Source organism: Streptomyces sp. 11-1-2, assembly GCF_003595545.1.
Classification (GTDB): Bacteria; Actinomycetota; Actinomycetes; order Streptomycetales; family Streptomycetaceae; genus Streptomyces; species Streptomyces hygroscopicus_B.
In genome coordinates this window covers 9,911,234-9,927,755 of the sequence record NZ_CP022545.1, presented here as the reverse complement: position 1 = coordinate 9,927,755, position 16,522 = coordinate 9,911,234, and the positions used below count along the sequence as shown (strand labels likewise).

Sequence of the window (16,522 nt, the reverse complement as noted above, 5' to 3'; positions counted from 1 at the left end):
TCAGGCGCCGTCGCGCGGCAGGGACTCCAGCCAGTCCTCGATGGCCTGGGCGGTGGGGAGGGAGTGGTCCTCCATCATGGTGAAGTGGTTGCCGCGCACATCGACGATGTCGTGCGGCAGCTCCCAGAAGGACCGCCAGTCGGGCAGCTCTTCGAGCTTCAGCGAACCGGTGGACAACGGCTCCAGCGCGCGCACGAGGAGGGTGGGGGTCGCGATCGGCTCGGGATCCCAGCTTCCGAAGAGGTTGAGATACCAGCCCATGGCCGACAGCCGGTCGTCGTCCATGGTCACGAACACGCCCTCGCGCTCGGTCATCCCGTCCATGAGCGAGAGCCCGAACTGGTTGAGGATGCTGCTCTTGGGCACGTACGTGTCCACCAGCACCACCGCGGTCGGCTGGATGCCCATCCGCTCCAGATGTCCCGCCGCCGCATGGGCGAACCAGCCGCCCGCCGAGGAACCGAGCAGCACGATCGGCGCCCCGTCCGCGGCCTTCGCCACCGCCTCGGCCTGGGCGGCGACCACCGCGTCCGCCGTCTCCGGAAGGGGCTCGCCGCGGCCGAAGCCCGGCAGCGCGAGCGCCGACACATCGCGCCGGCCCCGCTGCGAGGCCGCGAACCGCGCGTACTGGTGGATGCCCGCGACCGCCAGGCACGAGGAGAAGCAGAACATGTGCTGCTCGGCCGGGCCCTTGCTGAGCCTGACCGGCGTCGGCAGCTTCGCCAGCTCGGAGGTGGCACTGAACCGGGGCCGCAGCGCCGCCGTGGCATGCAGCAGGTCGAAGATCTCTTTCCATTTCCCGGTCTCGAACGCCTGGGTGTAGAGCGCGCTCAGCGTGGTGGACTCACCCGCGGCGGCGGCCGTCGTGCCCGTGGGCGTCTCCACGGACGGGCCCGACTGCCGGGCCGCGGCCAGGTCCGAGCGGAGCCGGGCGGCCAGATCGGTGGGCGTCTCGTGGTCGAAGACGAGCGTGGCGGGAAGCCTCAGCCCGGTGGCCGCGTTCAGCCGGTTGCGCAGCTCGACCGCGGTGAGCGAGTCGAAGCCGGAGTCCACGAACTCATGGGTGGCGCCGATGGCGGACGGGTCCGGGTGGCCGAGCACGGTGGCCACCTGCGTCCGCACCAACTCCACCAGTACGGCGTCCTGTTCGCTCTCGGTCAGCCCGGCGAGCCGTTCCCGCAGCGCGGATTCGCCACCCGGTGAGCCGGCGCGCGTGGTCGCGCCCGCCCGGCGCGCCGGTGCCCGCACCAGTCCACGCAGCAGCAGCGGCACCGAGCCGGATCCGGCGTTCGCGCGCAGCGCCGCGAGGTCGAGCCGCATCGGGATCAGCAGCGGAGTGTCCAGGGCGAGGGCGGTGTCGAGCAGTTCCATGCCCTGTTCGGAGGTGAGCGCGGCCACGCCCGAGCGGGCGGCCCCGGCCGTGTCCGCCGTGCCGGTCATCGTGCTGGTCTGCGCCCACAGCCCCCAGGCGAGGGAGTGGGCGGGCAGCCCCTGCGCCCTGCGGGTCTGCGCGAAGGCGTCGAGGAAGCCGTTGGCGGCCGCGTAGTTGCCCTGTCCGGCGCCGCCGAGCACCCCGGCGGCCGAGGAGAAGAGCACGAACGCGGCCAGGTCCAGCTCCCGGGTGGCCTCGTGGAGGTGGAGTACGGCGTCGGCCTTGGGCCGCAGCACCGTGTCCATCCGCTCGGGGGTGAGCGAGGAGAGCACCCCGTCGTCCAGTACCCCGGCGGTGTGGAACACCCCGGTCAGCGGGTGGTCGCCGGGCACCTGGGCCACCAGGGCGGCCACGGCGTCCCGGTCGGCGGTGTCGCACGCCGCCACGGTCACGGTGGCGCCGAGCGCGGTCAGTTCGTCCCGCAGCCGCCCGGCGCCCTCGGCGGCCGGTCCCCGGCGGCTGGTCAGCAGCAGATGGCGGACGCCGTGCCGGGTCACCAGGTGGCGGGCGAGCAGCCCGCCGAGCGTACCGGTGGCGCCGGTGATCAGGACGGTGCCCTCGGGGTCCAGCGCACGCGTGGCGCCGGTCTCGCCCTGAGCGCGGGCGAGCCGCGGGGTGTGCGCCTGGCCGGCGCGCAGCGCGAGCTGTGGCTCGCCGGAGGGGAGGAGCGCCGGGAGAGCCCGTACGGACTCCTCGTGCTCGTCGAGGTCGACGAGGGTGAACCGGTCGGGGTTCTCCGACTGCGCCGAGCGCACCAGGCCCCAGACGGCGGCGCCCGGCAGATCGGTGACGTCCGCGCCGGGTGCGGTGGCCACGGCGCCACGGGTGACGAACACCAGCCGGGAGTCGGCGAACCGCTCATCGGCCGACCAGTTCTGGGCCAGCTCCAGGGCGGTGCCCAGGGAGGCCCGTACCGCGTCGGCCGGTGCGCCGGGCCCGGCCTGGCAGCACACCAGGACCGCCGCGGGGGCGGCCGTACCGGCGTCGACGGCCGCGCCCAGCGACTCCAGGTCCACATACGACTCCAGGTGGACTCCGGCCGCGAAGAGGCTCTCGGTCACCTCCAGTCCGTCGTCGCCGACCAGCGCGGCCCGGGTCAGCGGGGTGGCCGGGGCGGAACCGGCGAGAGCGGGCCAGTCGAGCTGGAACAGTGCCTCGTTGCTCGCGGCGCGGGCGCCGCTGAGCTGGTCGCCGGTCATCTTCCGCAGCAGCAGGCCCTCGATGGTGGCCACCGGGCGGCCGGTGGGGTCGGCCACCGCGAGCGCCACGGTGTCCTCCCCGGCCGGGGAGATCCGCACCCGCACCTCGTCGGCCCCGGCGGCGTGCAGCGACACCCCGGTCCAGGAGAACGGCAGCCGCCCCTGCGCCGTCTCGGGGTCCTCTCCGGCGAAGAGGGTGCCGAGCGCGATGCCGTGCAGGGAGGCGTCGAGCAGGGCCGGGTGGATTCCGTACGCGGCGGCGGCCGACTGCTGCTCCTGGGCCAGCCGTATCTCGGCGAACACCTCGTCGCCGCGCAGCCAGGCGGCCCGCAGGCCCCGGAAGGCCGGGCCGTAGCCGAAGCCCCCCGCCGCGTACCGCTCGTACATGTCGCTGACGTCGAGTTCGGTGGCATCCGCCGGAGGCCACGCGGTCAGCTCCGCGGGCGTGGCCGGGGCGGCGGTGGCGAGCGTGCCGGTGGCGTGCGGGGTCCACGGCTCGCCGAACCCGGCGCCCTCGGGGCGGGAGTGGACGTTCAGCGGGCGCCGTCCGCTCTCGTCGGGTTCCCCGGCGGTCACCCGGAGGGTGAGCGCGCCACGGGCGGGGAGGATGAGCGGCGCCTGGAGCGTCAGCTCCTCGACCTGGTCGCAGCCGACCTGGTCACCGGCCTGGACCGCCAGCTCCAGGAAGGCGGTGCCGGGGAAGAGGACCGTGCCGGAGACGGCGTGGTCGGCCAGCCAGGGCTGGGCGGCCAGAGACAGCCGGCCGGTGAGCACCAGGCCGTCGGTGTCGGCGAGTTCGACGGCGGCGCCCAGCAGCGGATGCCCGGCGGCGCCAAGACCCGCGGAGGTCACGTCGCCGGCCCGGTCGGGGCCGTCCAGCCAGTAGCGCTGGCGCTGGAAGGCGTACGTGGGCAGCTCCACCCGGCGGGCGCCACGGCCCGCGAACACCTTCTCCCAGTCCACCTCGCCGCCGTGGGCATGCACCCGGCCGACCCCGGCCAGCAGCGACTCGGCCTCACCCCGGTCCTTGCGCAGCAGCGGGACGAACGCGACGTCATCGGTGCCGGAGACGCACTCCTGTCCCATCACGGACAGCACACCGACCGGGCCCAACTCGACATAGCGGGTCACGCCCTGGTCCTCGAGGAACCGCATGCCGTCCTGGAACCGCACCGGCTGCCGCACATGGCGCACCCAGTAGTCGGGCGTGCACAGCTCCTCGGCCGCCGCCTGGCCGGTCACATTGGACACCACCGCGATCCGTGGGGTGGCGTAGGTCAGCTCGCCGACGACCTTGGCGAACTCCTCGAGCATGGGGTCCAACAGCGGCGAGTGGGCGGCGACGCCGACCCGCAGCCGCTTGCTCTGGACGCCCACCGCTTCCGCGATCCGCAGGACGGTCTTCTCGTCACCGGAGATCACCGTGGCGGCCGGGCCGTTGACCGCGCCCAGGGCCACCTGGTCCTCGTGGCCCGCCAGATGGGGCAGCACCTCGGCCTCGCCGGTCTGCAGCGAGACCATCGCGCCTCCGGCGGGCAGCGCGTCCATCAGCCGGCCCCGGGCCGCGACCAGCGCACAGGCGTCCGGCAGCGAGAACACGCCCGCCACATGCGCCGCCGCCAGCTCGCCCACCGAGTGGCCGACCAGGAAGTCCGCGGTCACGCCCCAGGATTCCAGCAGCCGGTACAGCGCCACCTCGACGGCGAAGAGGCCGGTCTGGGTGTAGAGGGTCCGGTCGAGCAGCTCCGCGTCCTCGCCGAAGACCACGTCGCGCACCGCGTGCTCGACATGGCCGTCCAGGTGGCGGTCGAGTTCGGCGCAGACGGTGTCGAACGCGGCGGCGAAGACCGGGAAGGCGGTGTGCAGGGCGCGTCCCATGCCGAGCCGCTGTGCGCCCTGCCCGGTGAACAGGAACGCCGTCTTGCCCGCACCGGCCACCGCGCCGGGCGTGACACCGGACGCCAACTGGTCGAGTTCGCCGAGCAGTTCGGCACGGTTCGATCCCACGACCACCGCGCGGTGGGTGAAGGCGGAGCGGGTGAGCGCCAGCGAGTAGCCGATGTCCACGGTGGACGGCTCGGGCGCGCCCGCCACATACGACCGCAGTCGCGCGGCCTGAGCCCGCAGGGCCTCCTCGGTCCGCCCCGACAGCGGCCACGGCACCAGGTCACAGGCGGCGGGCCCGGTGTCCGCGGGGGCCTCGGCCTCGGCCTCGGCCTCGGTCTCGGTCTCGGCCTCGGTCTCCTCGGCGGGGGCCTGTTCCAGGATCACATGGGCGTTGGTGCCGCTGAATCCGAAGGCGGACACGGCGGCGCGGCGCGGCCGCTCGGTGTCCGGCTCGGGCCACGGCCTGGCCTCGGCCAGCAGCCGTACCGCGCCCGACTCCCAGTCGACGTTGGGTGTCGGCTCCTCGGCGTGCAGTGTCCTGGGCAGCACGCCGTGGCGCAGCGCCAGCACGGTCTTGATGATCCCGCCGACGCCCGCGGCGGCCTGGGTGTGGCCGATGTTGGACTTCAAGGAGCCGAGCCACAGCGGGCGGTCCTCGGGCCGGTCCTGGCCGTAGGTGGCGAGCAGGGCCCCGGCCTCGATGGGGTCGCCGAGCGAGGTGCCGGTGCCGTGTGCCTCGACCGCGTCCACATCGGCGGCGGTGAGCCCCGCGTCCGCCAGCGCCTGCCGGATGACGCGCTGCTGGGAGGGGCCGTTGGGGGCGGTGAGCCCGCTGCTGGCGCCGTCCTGGTTGGTGGCGGAGCCGCGGACGACCGCGAGCACCCGGTGGCCGTTCTCCCGCGCGTCGGACAGCCGCTCCACGAGCAGCATGCCCACGCCCTCGCCCCAGCCGGTGCCGTCGGCGGACGCGGCGAACGCCTTGCAGCGGCCGTCGGAGGCGAGCCCGCGCTGCCGGCTGAAGTCCACGAAGGCCACCGGTGTGGACATCACCATCGAGCCGCCGACGAGGGCGAGTTCGCACTCCCCGCGGCGCAGCGCCTGCGCGGCGAGATGCAGGGCCACCAGCGAGGACGAGCAGGCGGTGTCCACGGTGACCGCGGGGCCTTCGAGACCGAAGGTGTAGGCGATACGGCCGGAGGCGATGCTGCCGGAGCCACCGCTGCCGACGTATCCCTCGACGTCGTCGGGCACCTGGCGCAGCCGGGTCGCGTAGTCCTGGTACATCACCCCGGCGAAGACCCCGGTGCGGCTGCCGCGCAGCGTGGCCGGGTCGATCCCGGCCCGCTCCAGGGCCTCCCACCCGGTCTCCAGCAGCAGCCGCTGCTGCGGGTCCATGGCCAGGGCCTCGCGCGGGGAGATGCCGAAGAACGCGGGGTCGAAGTGGTCGGCGTCGGTGACGAAGCCGCCTTCCCGCGCATAGCTCGTCCCCGGCTTGTCCGGGTCCGGGTCGTAGAGGGCCTCCAGGTCCCAGCCCCGGTCGGCGGGGAACTCGGTGACCGCGTCACGGCCGTTCGCCACCAGCTCCCACAGGTCCTCCGGGGACGCCACACCGCCGGGGTAGCGGCAGGCCATCCCGACGATGGCGATGGGCTCGTGGTCCTTGGCCTCGGCCTCCTGAAGGCGCTGGCGAGTGCGGTGCAGATCCGTGGTCACTCGCTTGAGGTAGTCGCGGAGCTTTGCCTCGCTCACCGTGTACCGCCCATCTCTTTGATTTCCAACTCCGGGTACTGTCAGGACAGGCCGAGTTCGTTCTCGATGAAGTCGAAGATCTCGTCGTCCGAGGCGGCGTCGATGCGGCCGGCGACCGCGTCCTCCGCGTCTTCCGGGCCCTGGCCGAGCCGTACCAGCAGGTCCTGCAGACGTGAGGCGAGCGTGGTGCGCGCCTCCTCGTCGGTGGCGACCCGGGCCAGATTGCTTTCCAGGGCGTCGAGTTCCGGAAAGGCCATCGACGCGGCGGTGAAGGTCTCCGGGGCGATCTCCGCTTCCAGGTACGCGGCCATCGCCGTGGAGGTGGGGTAGTCGAAGAGCAGGGTGACCGGCAGCCGCCGGCCGGTGGCCTTGCCGAGCTGGTTGCGGAGTTCGACCGCGGTGAGCGAGTCGAAGCCGAGGTCCAGCAGACCGCGTTCCGCCTCGACGGCGGCCACCGAGTCGAAGCCCAGCACCCCGGCCACGGTCGTGCGGACCAGGTCCAGCAGGAACCGGCCGCGCTCGGCCTCCGGCAGGCTGGAGAGATGCTGCTTGAGCCCCTCGGGCCGGGCGGGCGCTGCCCCGGCGCCCGCTCCCGCGACGGCCGGCCGGGCGGGTTTGGCGGGCGCGGCCTTCACCAGCCCGCGCAGCAGCGCCGGTACGTCACCGGAGCGCGCCGCGAGCCCCGCGGTGTCGAGCCGCATGGGCAGCACGACGGCGGCGTCCACGGCGCGTGCGGCGTCGAAGAGCCTGGCGCCGTCCTCCGAGGAGAACGGGACGATGCCACCGCGCGCCAGCCGGTTCAGATCGGCGCCCTCCAGCTTGCCCGTCATGTCGCTGCGCTGGGCCCACAGCCCCCACGCATGCGACTGGACGGGGCGGCCCTGGGCGCGGCAGTGCTGGGCGAAGGCGTCGAGGAAGGCGTTGGCCGCCGAGTAGTTGCCCTGGCCCATCCCGCCGAAGGTGCCGGCGATGGAGGAGAAGAGGACGAGCGCGGACAGGTCCAGGTCGCGGGTCAGCTCGTGCAGGGTGAGCGCGGCGTCGACCTTGGGCCGCAGCACCCGGTCCATCCGCTCGGGGGTGAGCGAGGACACCACCCCGTCGTCCAGGACGCCCGCCGTGTGCACGACGGCCGTCAGCGGATGTGCGGCGGGGACGGTGGCCAGCAATGCCGCCAGCGCCTCCCGGTCGGCCACATCGCAGGCGGCGAGGGTGACCTCGGCGCCCAACTCGGTCAGCTCCGCCCGGAGTTCGGCGGCGCCTTCGGCGTCCGGTCCGCGGCGGCCGGCGAGCAGCAGATGCCGTACGCCGCCCTCGGCCACCAGATGGCGGGCGATGACCCCGCCGATGGTGCCGGTGGCTCCGGTGACCAGCACCGTGCCCTCGGGGTCCCAGGCGGGCGGGGCGGTGTCGGGGGCGGGGGTGGTGGCGAGCCTGGCCACCGTGATGTCGCCCCGGCGCACCGCCACTTGCGGCTCGTCGAGGGCGAGCGCGGTCGGCAGTGCGCCCACCGACTCCTCGTGCTCGTCGAGGTCGACGAGGACGAACCGGTCGGGGTTCTCCGACTGCGCGGAGCGCACCAGGCCCCAGACGGCGGCGTGGGCCAGATCGGGCACCTCAGCGCCGGGCGTGGTGGCCACCGCGCCCCGGGTGACGAACACCAGGCGGGAGTCGGCGAACCGCTCCTCGGCCAGCCAGGCCCGGACCAGCGCCAGCGCCCGGTGGGTCGCCGTCCGTACGGCGTCGGCCACCCCCTGGGGCTCCGGTGCGCAGGGCACCAGCACGGTGGCGGGCATGGCGGCCGGGTCGGCGGGCAGCGCGTCCAGGTCGCGGTAGGTGTGCGCGTCGAGTCCGACCAGCTTGAAGTCGTCGTCGCCGAGCAGACCCCAGCTCCCGGCGGGGTGCTGCTCGGGCGCGGCGGCGGAGGTGTCGGCGGCCACCCAGTCGAGCCGGTAGAGCGTGTCACCACCGGTGGCGGCGTCGCCGAGCCGTTCGGGCCGCTTGCGCAGCACGAGGGATTCGACGGTGGCCACCGGGCGGCCGATGGTGTCCGCCACGGTCAGGGCCACCGTGTCGGCGCCGCCCGGTGTGAGCCGCACCCGTACCTCACCGGCCCCGGCGGCGTGCAGCGACACCCCGGTCCAGGAGAACGGCAGCCGGCCCTCGCCATCCTGGAACGTCGGGCCGAGCGCGATGGTGTGCAGCGCGGCGTCCAGCAGGGCCGGGTGCAGTCCGTAGCCGGTGGCGGCGGACTGCTGTTCCTGGGCCAGCCGTACCTCGGCGAACACCTCGTCGCCGCGCAGCCAGGCCGCGCGCAGCCCCTGGAACGAAGGGCCGTAGCCGAAGCCGCCCGCCGCGAACCGCTCGTACAGGTCCTCGACCTCGATCGGTTCGGCGCCCGGCGGCGGCCATGCCCCGCCCAGGTCGTAGGAGCCCTCGGCGGCACCGACCGCCAGCACACCGGTGGCGTGCCGGGTCCACGGCAGCTCCCGCTGCGCGTCCTCGGGGCGGGAGTAGACGTTCAGTGTGCGGTGGCCGTCCTCGTCGGGCGCGTCCACCACCAGTTGCAGGGTGACGGCTCCGCGCTCGGGGAGGATGAGCGGCGCCTGGAGGGTCAGCTCCTCGACCCGGTCGCAGCCCACCTGGTCACCGGCCTGGATGGCGAGCTCCAGAAACGCGGTGCCGGGGAAGAGGACCGCGTCCAGGACCGCGTGGTCGGCCAGCCAGGGCTGACCGCGCGTGGACAGCCGCCCGGTGAGCACCAGGCCGTCGGTGCCGGCGAGTTCGACGGCGGCGCCCAGCAGCGGATGCCCGGCGGCGCCGAGACCGGCCGAGGCCACATCGCCCACGGTGGCGGGCGCGTCCAGCCAGTAGCGCTGCCGCTGGAAGGCGTACGTGGGCAGCTCCACCCGGCGGGCGCCACGGCCCGCGAACACCTTCTCCCAGTCCACCTCGCCGCCGTGGGCATGCACCCGGCCGACCCCGGCCAGCAGCGACTCGGCCTCACCCCGATCCTTGCGCAGCAGCGGGACGAACGCGACGTCATCGGTCTCGGTGTCGGTCTCGGCCAGGCACTCCTGGCCCATGGCGGAGAGCACACCGGCGGGGCCGATCTCGATGAAGCGGGTCACCTTCCGCCCGGCGAGGCAGCGGATGCCGTCCCCGAAGCGCACCGCCCGGCGGACGTGGCGCACCCAGTACTCCGGCGAGCACAGCTCCTCGCCCGCCGCCTCACCCGTGACGTTGGAGACCACCGCGATCCGCGGCGCGGAGTAGCCGATCCCGGCGGCCACCGTGCCGAACTCGGCGAGCATGGCGTCCATCAGCGGCGAGTGGAAGGCATGGGACACGGTGAGCCGCTTGCTCTTGCCCCCGACCGCCTCCGCGATCCGCAGGACGGTCTCCTCGTCACCGGAGATGACGGTCGCCCGCGGCCCGTTGACCGCCGCCACGCTCACCCGGTCCTCATGGCCCTCGAGATGCGGCAGCACCTCGGCCTCGGCCGCCTGGAGCGACACCATCGCACCGCCCTCGGGCAGCGCCTGCATCAGCCGGCCCCGGGCCGCCACCAGCGCACAGGCGTCCCGCAGCGAGAACACGCCCGCCACATGGGCCGCCGCCAGCTCGCCCACCGAGTGGCCGACCAGGAAGTCCGCGGTCACGCCCCAGGACTCGACCAGCCGGTACAGCGCCACTTCGAGGGCGAACAGCCCGGTCTGGGTGAACACGGTCCGGTTCAGCGGCTCCGGGTCCTCCCCGAACACCACCTCCCGTACCGAGCCGTCCAGATGCGGGTCCAGCTCCGCGCACACGGCGTCGAACGCCGCCGCGAACACCGGGAAGGCGTCGTACAACTCCCGTCCCATACCGGGTCGTTGAGCGCCCTGTCCGGTGAAGAGGAAGGCGGTCTTCCCGGTGTCGGCCACCGTCTCCTGGGCCGTTCCCGAGGCAAGCTCCGCCAGGCCCCGCAGCAGTTCCTCGCGCGCGGCGCCGACGACTACGGCACGGTGGCCGAAGGCCGAGCGGTTCGTCGACAGCGCGTAGCCGACGTCCACCGGGCGCAGCTCCGGCCGCTCCTCCAGATAGGCCCGCAGCCGCCCGGCCTGCGCCCGCAGCGCCGTCTCGCTGCGCCCGGAGAGCGCCCAGGGCACCACATCGGAGTCGATCGACCGCTCGGCCACCGGCGCGGTGGGCTCGGGGCCCTGTTCCAGCACCACATGCACATTCGTGCCGCTGACGCCGAAGGCGGACACGCCCGCGCGCCGCGGCCGTCCCGTTCCGGGCCACTCCCGGGCCTCGGTCAGCAGCTCCACCGCACCGGCCGACCAGTCCACGTCGGGCGAGAGCGCATCGGCGTGGAGGGTCTTCGGCAGCACACCGCGGCGCAGCGCCAGCACCATCTTGATGATCCCGGCGACACCCGAAGCGGCCTGAGTGTGGCCGATGTTGGACTTCAGCGCACCCAGCCACAGCGGCCGGTCCGCGTCCCGCCCCTGGCCGTAGGTGGCCATCAGGGCCTGTGCCTCGATCGGGTCGCCGAGCCGGGTGCCGGTGCCGTGGGCCTCGACCGCGTCCACATCGGCGGCCGACAGGCCGGCGCCGGCCAGCGCCTGGCGGATCACCCGCTGCTGGGAGGGGCCGTTGGGGGCGGTGAGGCCATTGCTGGCGCCGTCCTGGTTGACGGCGGAGCCGCGCACCAGGGCCAGCACCTCATGGCCGTTGGCCCGCGCGTCCGACAGCCGCTCCAGCAGCAGCATGCCGACGCCCTCGGCCCACCCGGCGCCGTCGGCGTCCGCCGAGAACGCCTTGCAGCGGCCGTCGGGGGCCATGGCCCGCTGCCGGCTGAACTCGATGAAGGTGTCCAGCGTGGACATCACGACGACGCCGCCCGCGAGCGCCAGCGAGCACTCCCCCTGGCGCAGCGCCCAGGCCGCCTGGTGGAGGGCGACCAGCGAGGACGAGCAGGCGGTGTCGACGGTGACCGCGGGGCCTTCGAGGCCGAAGGTGTACGAGATGCGCCCGGACGCCACGCTGCTCGCGCTGCCGGTGGCCAGATAGCCCTCGAACTCCTCGGGCGCGCGGCCGAAGCGCGATCCGTAGTCGTTGTAGCTGGCGCCGATGAAGACTCCGGCCTGGGTGCCCTTCACCGAGGCCGGGTCGATCCCGGCCCGTTCGAACGCCTCCCAGCTTGTTTCCAGCAGCAGCCGCTGCTGCGGGTCGATGGCGAGCGCCTCGCGCGGGGAGATCCCGAAGAACTCGGGGTCGAAGTGGTCGGCCTCGTGGAGGAAGCCGCCGCCGGTGGCGTAGAAGGTGCCCGGCTTGTCGGGGTCGGGGTCGTAGTGGCCCTCGATGTCCCAGCCGCGGTCGGTGGGGAAGTCCGAGACGGCGTCGCGGCCGTCCATCAGCAGCTGCCACAGCTCCTCGGGGGTGGTCACCCCGCCGGGCAGGCGGCAGCTCATGGCCACGATGGCGATCGGGTCGTCGTCAACCGCGACGGTGGCGGGCACCGGGCCCACCGGGGCGGTGGTATCGGTGCCGTCGGCGCCGCTCTCGGCCAGCAGGAAGCGGGTCAGCGCGGTGACGGTCGGGTAGTCGAAGACGAGGGTGACCGGCAGCCGCAGTCCGGTGGCCGCGTTCAGCCGGTTGCGCAGGTCGACGGCGGTGAGCGAGTCGAAGCCCAGTTCGCGGAAGGCGCGCCCGGACTCGACCGCCGTGGTGTCGGGATAGCCGAGCGCGGCGGCCACTTCGGTGCTGACGAGGTCGGCCAGCGCGTCCTCGGCCTCCTGCGGCGACAGTCCGGCCAGCCGCTGGGCGAGCGGGGTGTCCGCGTCGGCCGTGGTGGCGTCCGCCGCGTCCGTCCGCCGGGCGTCGGGGAGTTCGCCGAGCACGGCGGCCCCGTCCAGCGAGGGGGTGGCGGCGATGAGCCGGTCCCACTCGATATCGGCCACGGCCACATGGGTGTCGCCCACGTCCAGGGCACGCTGCAGGGCGCCGATCGCCGGGTCGGGCGACATCGCGGGCATACCGGTGGCCCGCAGCCGCGCCTCGACCGCCTCGTCGACCAGCCCGCCACCGGACCACGCGCCCCAGGCCACGGAGGTGGCGGGGAGGCCCTGGGCGCGGCGGGCGTGGGCGAGCGCGTCGAGGAAGGCATTGGCGGCCGCGTAACTGCCCTGGCCGGGGCCGCCGAGTGTGCCCGCGAAGGAGGAGAAGAGCACGAAGGCGGACAGCTCACGGTCGCGGGTGAGCTCGTGCAGATGGAGCGCCGCGTCCACCTTCGGGCGCAGCACCCCCTCGGCGCGCTCGGGGGTGAGGGTGTCGAGCACCCCGTCGTCCAGGACGCCCGCGGTGTGGACGACCGCGTCGAGCGGGGCCTCGTCCTCGTCCAGCGTGGCGAGGAGGGCGGCCAGCGCGTCGCGGTCGGCGGCGTCGCACGCGGCCACGGTCACCCGGACCCCCGACTCCCTTAGCTCAGCGGCGAGTTCGGCCGCGCCGGGAGCCTCGGGGCCCCGGCGGCCGGCGAGCACCAGGTGTTCGGCTCCGCCCCGGGCCAGCCAGCGCGCCACATGGGCGCCCAGGCCGCCGGTGCCGCCGGTCACCAGCACGGTGCCGCGCGGCCGCCACGGCGCGGTGGCGTCGGTCAGCGCCGCCGAGGCCCTGACCAGCCTGCGTCCGTGGACACCGGAGGCGCGCACCGCCACCTGATCCTCACCGGTCAGACGGCCCGCGAGCACACCACACAGCCGGGCGATGGCGCGGTCGTCGAGGGTGCCGGGCAGATCGACCAGACCGCCCCGGCGCCTCGGGTACTCCGCGGCGGCGATCCGGCCCAGGCCCCAGGTGAGGGCCTGCAGCGGGTGGTCCAGTACGTCCGCGCGGCCCACGGACACCGCCCCGCGCGTGGCGTACCAGATGGGGACGTCGGCGCCGGTGTCGCCGAGCGCCTGCAGCAGGGCGAGGTTGAGGGCGAGGCCGAGCGGCTGTGCCGTGCCCGTCCCGTACGGCTCCTCGGCGAGCGCGAGGAGCGAGAGCACCGCGGTCGGTGGCGCGTCCGCGGTCGAGGGCGCGTCCGCCGTCGGGGGCGCGTCCGCCGTCGCCTCGCCGAGCCTGCGGGCGAGTACCTCGCGTACGGCGTCCGCTTCGGTCAGCTCCACCAGCCGGACCTGGGCGCCGCGTTCCCGCAGCGCCTCCGCGACGCGCGGGCCTTCCGGCGCTCCGGCGGGCGCGGCGATCAGCCAGGTGGCACCAACCGACGACCGGTCGTGCGGGGCGGTGAGCGCGTCGCCCAGGGGCGTCCAGGTGATGTGGTAGCGCCAGGAGTCGAGTACCGACCGCTCGCGGCGCGCCCGGCGCCATGAGGCCAGTGCCGGAACCACCATGGCCAGGGACGACTCGTCGGCGTCCACCTCCAGCGCGGCGGCCAGCGCCGCCAGGTCCTCGCGCTCCACGGCGTCCCAGAAGTCCGCGTCCGCCGCGTCGCCTTCGGCGGCGGGTGCGGAGGAGCCCTCGAGCCAGTAGCGCTGTCGCTGGAAGGCGTACGTCGGCAGTTCGACGACCGAAGCCCCCGCCCCGGCGAACAGCGCGGCCCAGTCGACGGCCACGCCACGGACGAACGCCTCGCCCAGCGAGGCCAGGAACCGCTCCGGACCGCCTTCGTCACGCCGCAGCGACCCCACCACGACCGCGTCCTCGACGGTCGCCTGCAACGGCATCGTCAACACCGGATGGGGGCTCATTTCGAGGAACGTCCCGAACCCGGCCGCCGACAGAGCCCGCACCGCCGACTCCAGCTCCACCGTCTCCCGCAGATTGGTGTACCAGTACCCGGCGTCGAGCCCGGTGGTGTCGATGGTGTCGCCGGTGACCGTCGAGCAGAACGGCACCTCGGCGCGGCGCGGGGCGATCGGGGCGAGGACGTCGAGGAGTTCGTCGCGCAACTCCTCGACATGGGCCGAGTGGGACGCGTAGTCCACCGGAATGATCTTCGCCCGTACGTCCTCGGACTCGTACTCCGCCTGGAGTTGGCGCAGCGCCCCCGGGTCACCGGACACCACGATCGAACCGGGGCCATTGACCGCCGCCACCGAGATACGGCCCTCCCAGGCGGTGATCCGCTCCCGCACCCGATCGGCGCTCTCGGCGACGGACATCATCCCGCCACGACCCGCCAGCCCACGCCCGATGGCCTGCGACCGCAACGCCACCACCCGCGCCCCATCCTCCAACGACAACGCACCCGCCACCACCGCCGCCGCGATCTCACCCTGCGAATGCCCCACCACCGCCGCAGGCACCACCCCACACGACCGCCACACCTCCGCCAACGACACCATCACCGCCCACAACGCCGGCTGCACCACATCCACCCGCCCCAACCCCGGACCCCCACCCCGCAACACCTCACTCAACGACCACTCCACAAACCCCGACAACGCCACCTCACACTCCGCCAACCGACCCGCGAACACCGGCGACGAATCCAACAACCCCACCGCCATCCCCACCCACTGCGACCCCTGCCCCGGAAACACGAACACCGGACGGGCGTCGGTCGCCGTGACTCCCTCGCCGCGCACCACGTGCGGGGACTCGCCGCCCGACGCCAGAGCGCCCAATGCGTCGATCAGCTCGTCACGGTCGACACCCAGGACCAGCGCACGGTGGTCGAAGCGGCCACGAGTGGTGGCGAGCGAGTGGCCGATGTCGACCGGGGACAGGCCGGGGCGCGCGGTCACATGCGTCAGCAGCCGCTCGGCCTGCGCCCGCAGGCCCGCCGCGCTCTTCGCCGACAGCACCCATGGGACCACTCCCCCGCCCACCGGGGCGTCCCCCTCGGCCGAAGTGCCCGAAGGCTCCGCCTCGGGCGCCTCCTCGATGATGGTGTGCACATTGGTGCCGCTGGCCCCGAAGGCCGAGATACCGGCCCGGCGGGGCTCCTCGCCACGCGGCCACTCCCTGGCCTCGGTCAGCAGCTCCACCGCCCCCGCCGGCCAGTCGATCCGCGAGGAACGCTCCTCGGCGTGGAGCGTCTTGGGCAGCAGGCCGTGGCGCATGGCCTGCACCATCTTGATGACACCGCCGACCCCCCCGGCGGCCTGCGGATGGCCGATGTTGGACTTCAGCGAGCCGATGAGTACGGGGCGGTCCGCCGCGCGGTCCTTCCCGTACGTGGCGAGCAGCGCGCCCGCCTCGATCGGGTCGCCCAGCGGGGTGCCGGTGCCATGGGCCTCGACCGCGTCGATCTGCTCCGCCGTCAGGGCGGCGTTGGCGAGCGCCTGGCGGATCACTCGCTGCTGGGAGCGGCCGTTGGGGGCGGTGAGGCCGTTGCTGGCGCCGTCCTGGTTGACGGCGGAGCCACGCACCAGAGCCAGCACCGGGTGGCCGTTGCGGCGGGCGTCCGAAAGCCGTTCCAGCAGCAGCATGCCGATGCCCTCGCCGAGGCCCATACCATCGGCGCCCTCGGCGAACGCCTTGCAGCGGCCGTCCTGCGCCAGTCCGCGCTGCCGGGCGAAGCCGATGAGCCCCATCGGGGCGCCCATCACGGCGGCGCCGCCCGCGAGGGCGAGGGAGCAGTCGCCCTGGCGCAGCGACTGGCAGGCCAGGTGGAGGGCGACCAACGAGGAGGAGCAGGCGGTGTCGAGGGTGACGGCAGGGCCCTCCAGGCCCAGGGTGTAGGCGATGCGGCCGGACATGATGCTCGCGGAGATGCCCGTGACCAGGTGGCCCTCCAGCCCTTCGGGCATATGGGGCCAGTCGGGGATGTAGCCCTGGTAGGCGGCGCCCACGAAGATGCCGGTCTTGCTGCCACGCAGGCCCGCCGGATCGATTCCGGCGCGCTCGAACGCCTCCCAGGAGGTCTCCAGCAGCAGCCGCTGCTGCGGGTCCAGCACGGTGGCCTCGCGGGGCGAAATGCCGAAGAACGCGGGGTCGAACTGGTCGGCGTCGTGCAGGAATCCGCCCTCGGTGGCGTAGACGGTGCCCTGCCGGTCGGGGTCCGGGTCGTACAGGTTCTCCAGGTCCCAGCCGCGGTTGCCGGGGAAGCCGGAGATGGCGTCGCGCTCGCCGGTGACCAGCTCCCACAGGTCCTCGGGGCCACGCACATCGCCCGGGTAGCGGCAGCTCATCGCCACGATGGCGATGGGTTCGCGGGACGCGGCGGTGAGTTGCTGATTGGCCCGGCGCAGCCGTTCGGTCTCCTTCAGAGACTCCCTCAGCGCGCCAACGATCTTGTCGGTTGGGTTTGCCATTGTCAGCTCCG

The 16,522-nt window shown here is 74.1% G+C and carries 2 protein-coding genes; both read right to left on the bottom strand.

What is annotated here, in order from left to right:
* Entirely contained in the window at window positions 1–6,267 is a 6,267-nt protein-coding gene (locus CGL27_RS42620; RefSeq protein WP_119992882.1) for a type I polyketide synthase, read from the bottom strand.
* A 41-nt stretch (window positions 6,268–6,308) separates the two neighbouring features.
* On the bottom strand, window positions 6,309–16,511 hold the full coding sequence (locus CGL27_RS42615; protein ID WP_119992880.1) for a type I polyketide synthase: 10,203 nt from the start codon (window positions 16,509–16,511) through the stop codon (window positions 6,309–6,311).
* Window positions 16,512–16,522 lie beyond the last annotated feature (11 nt).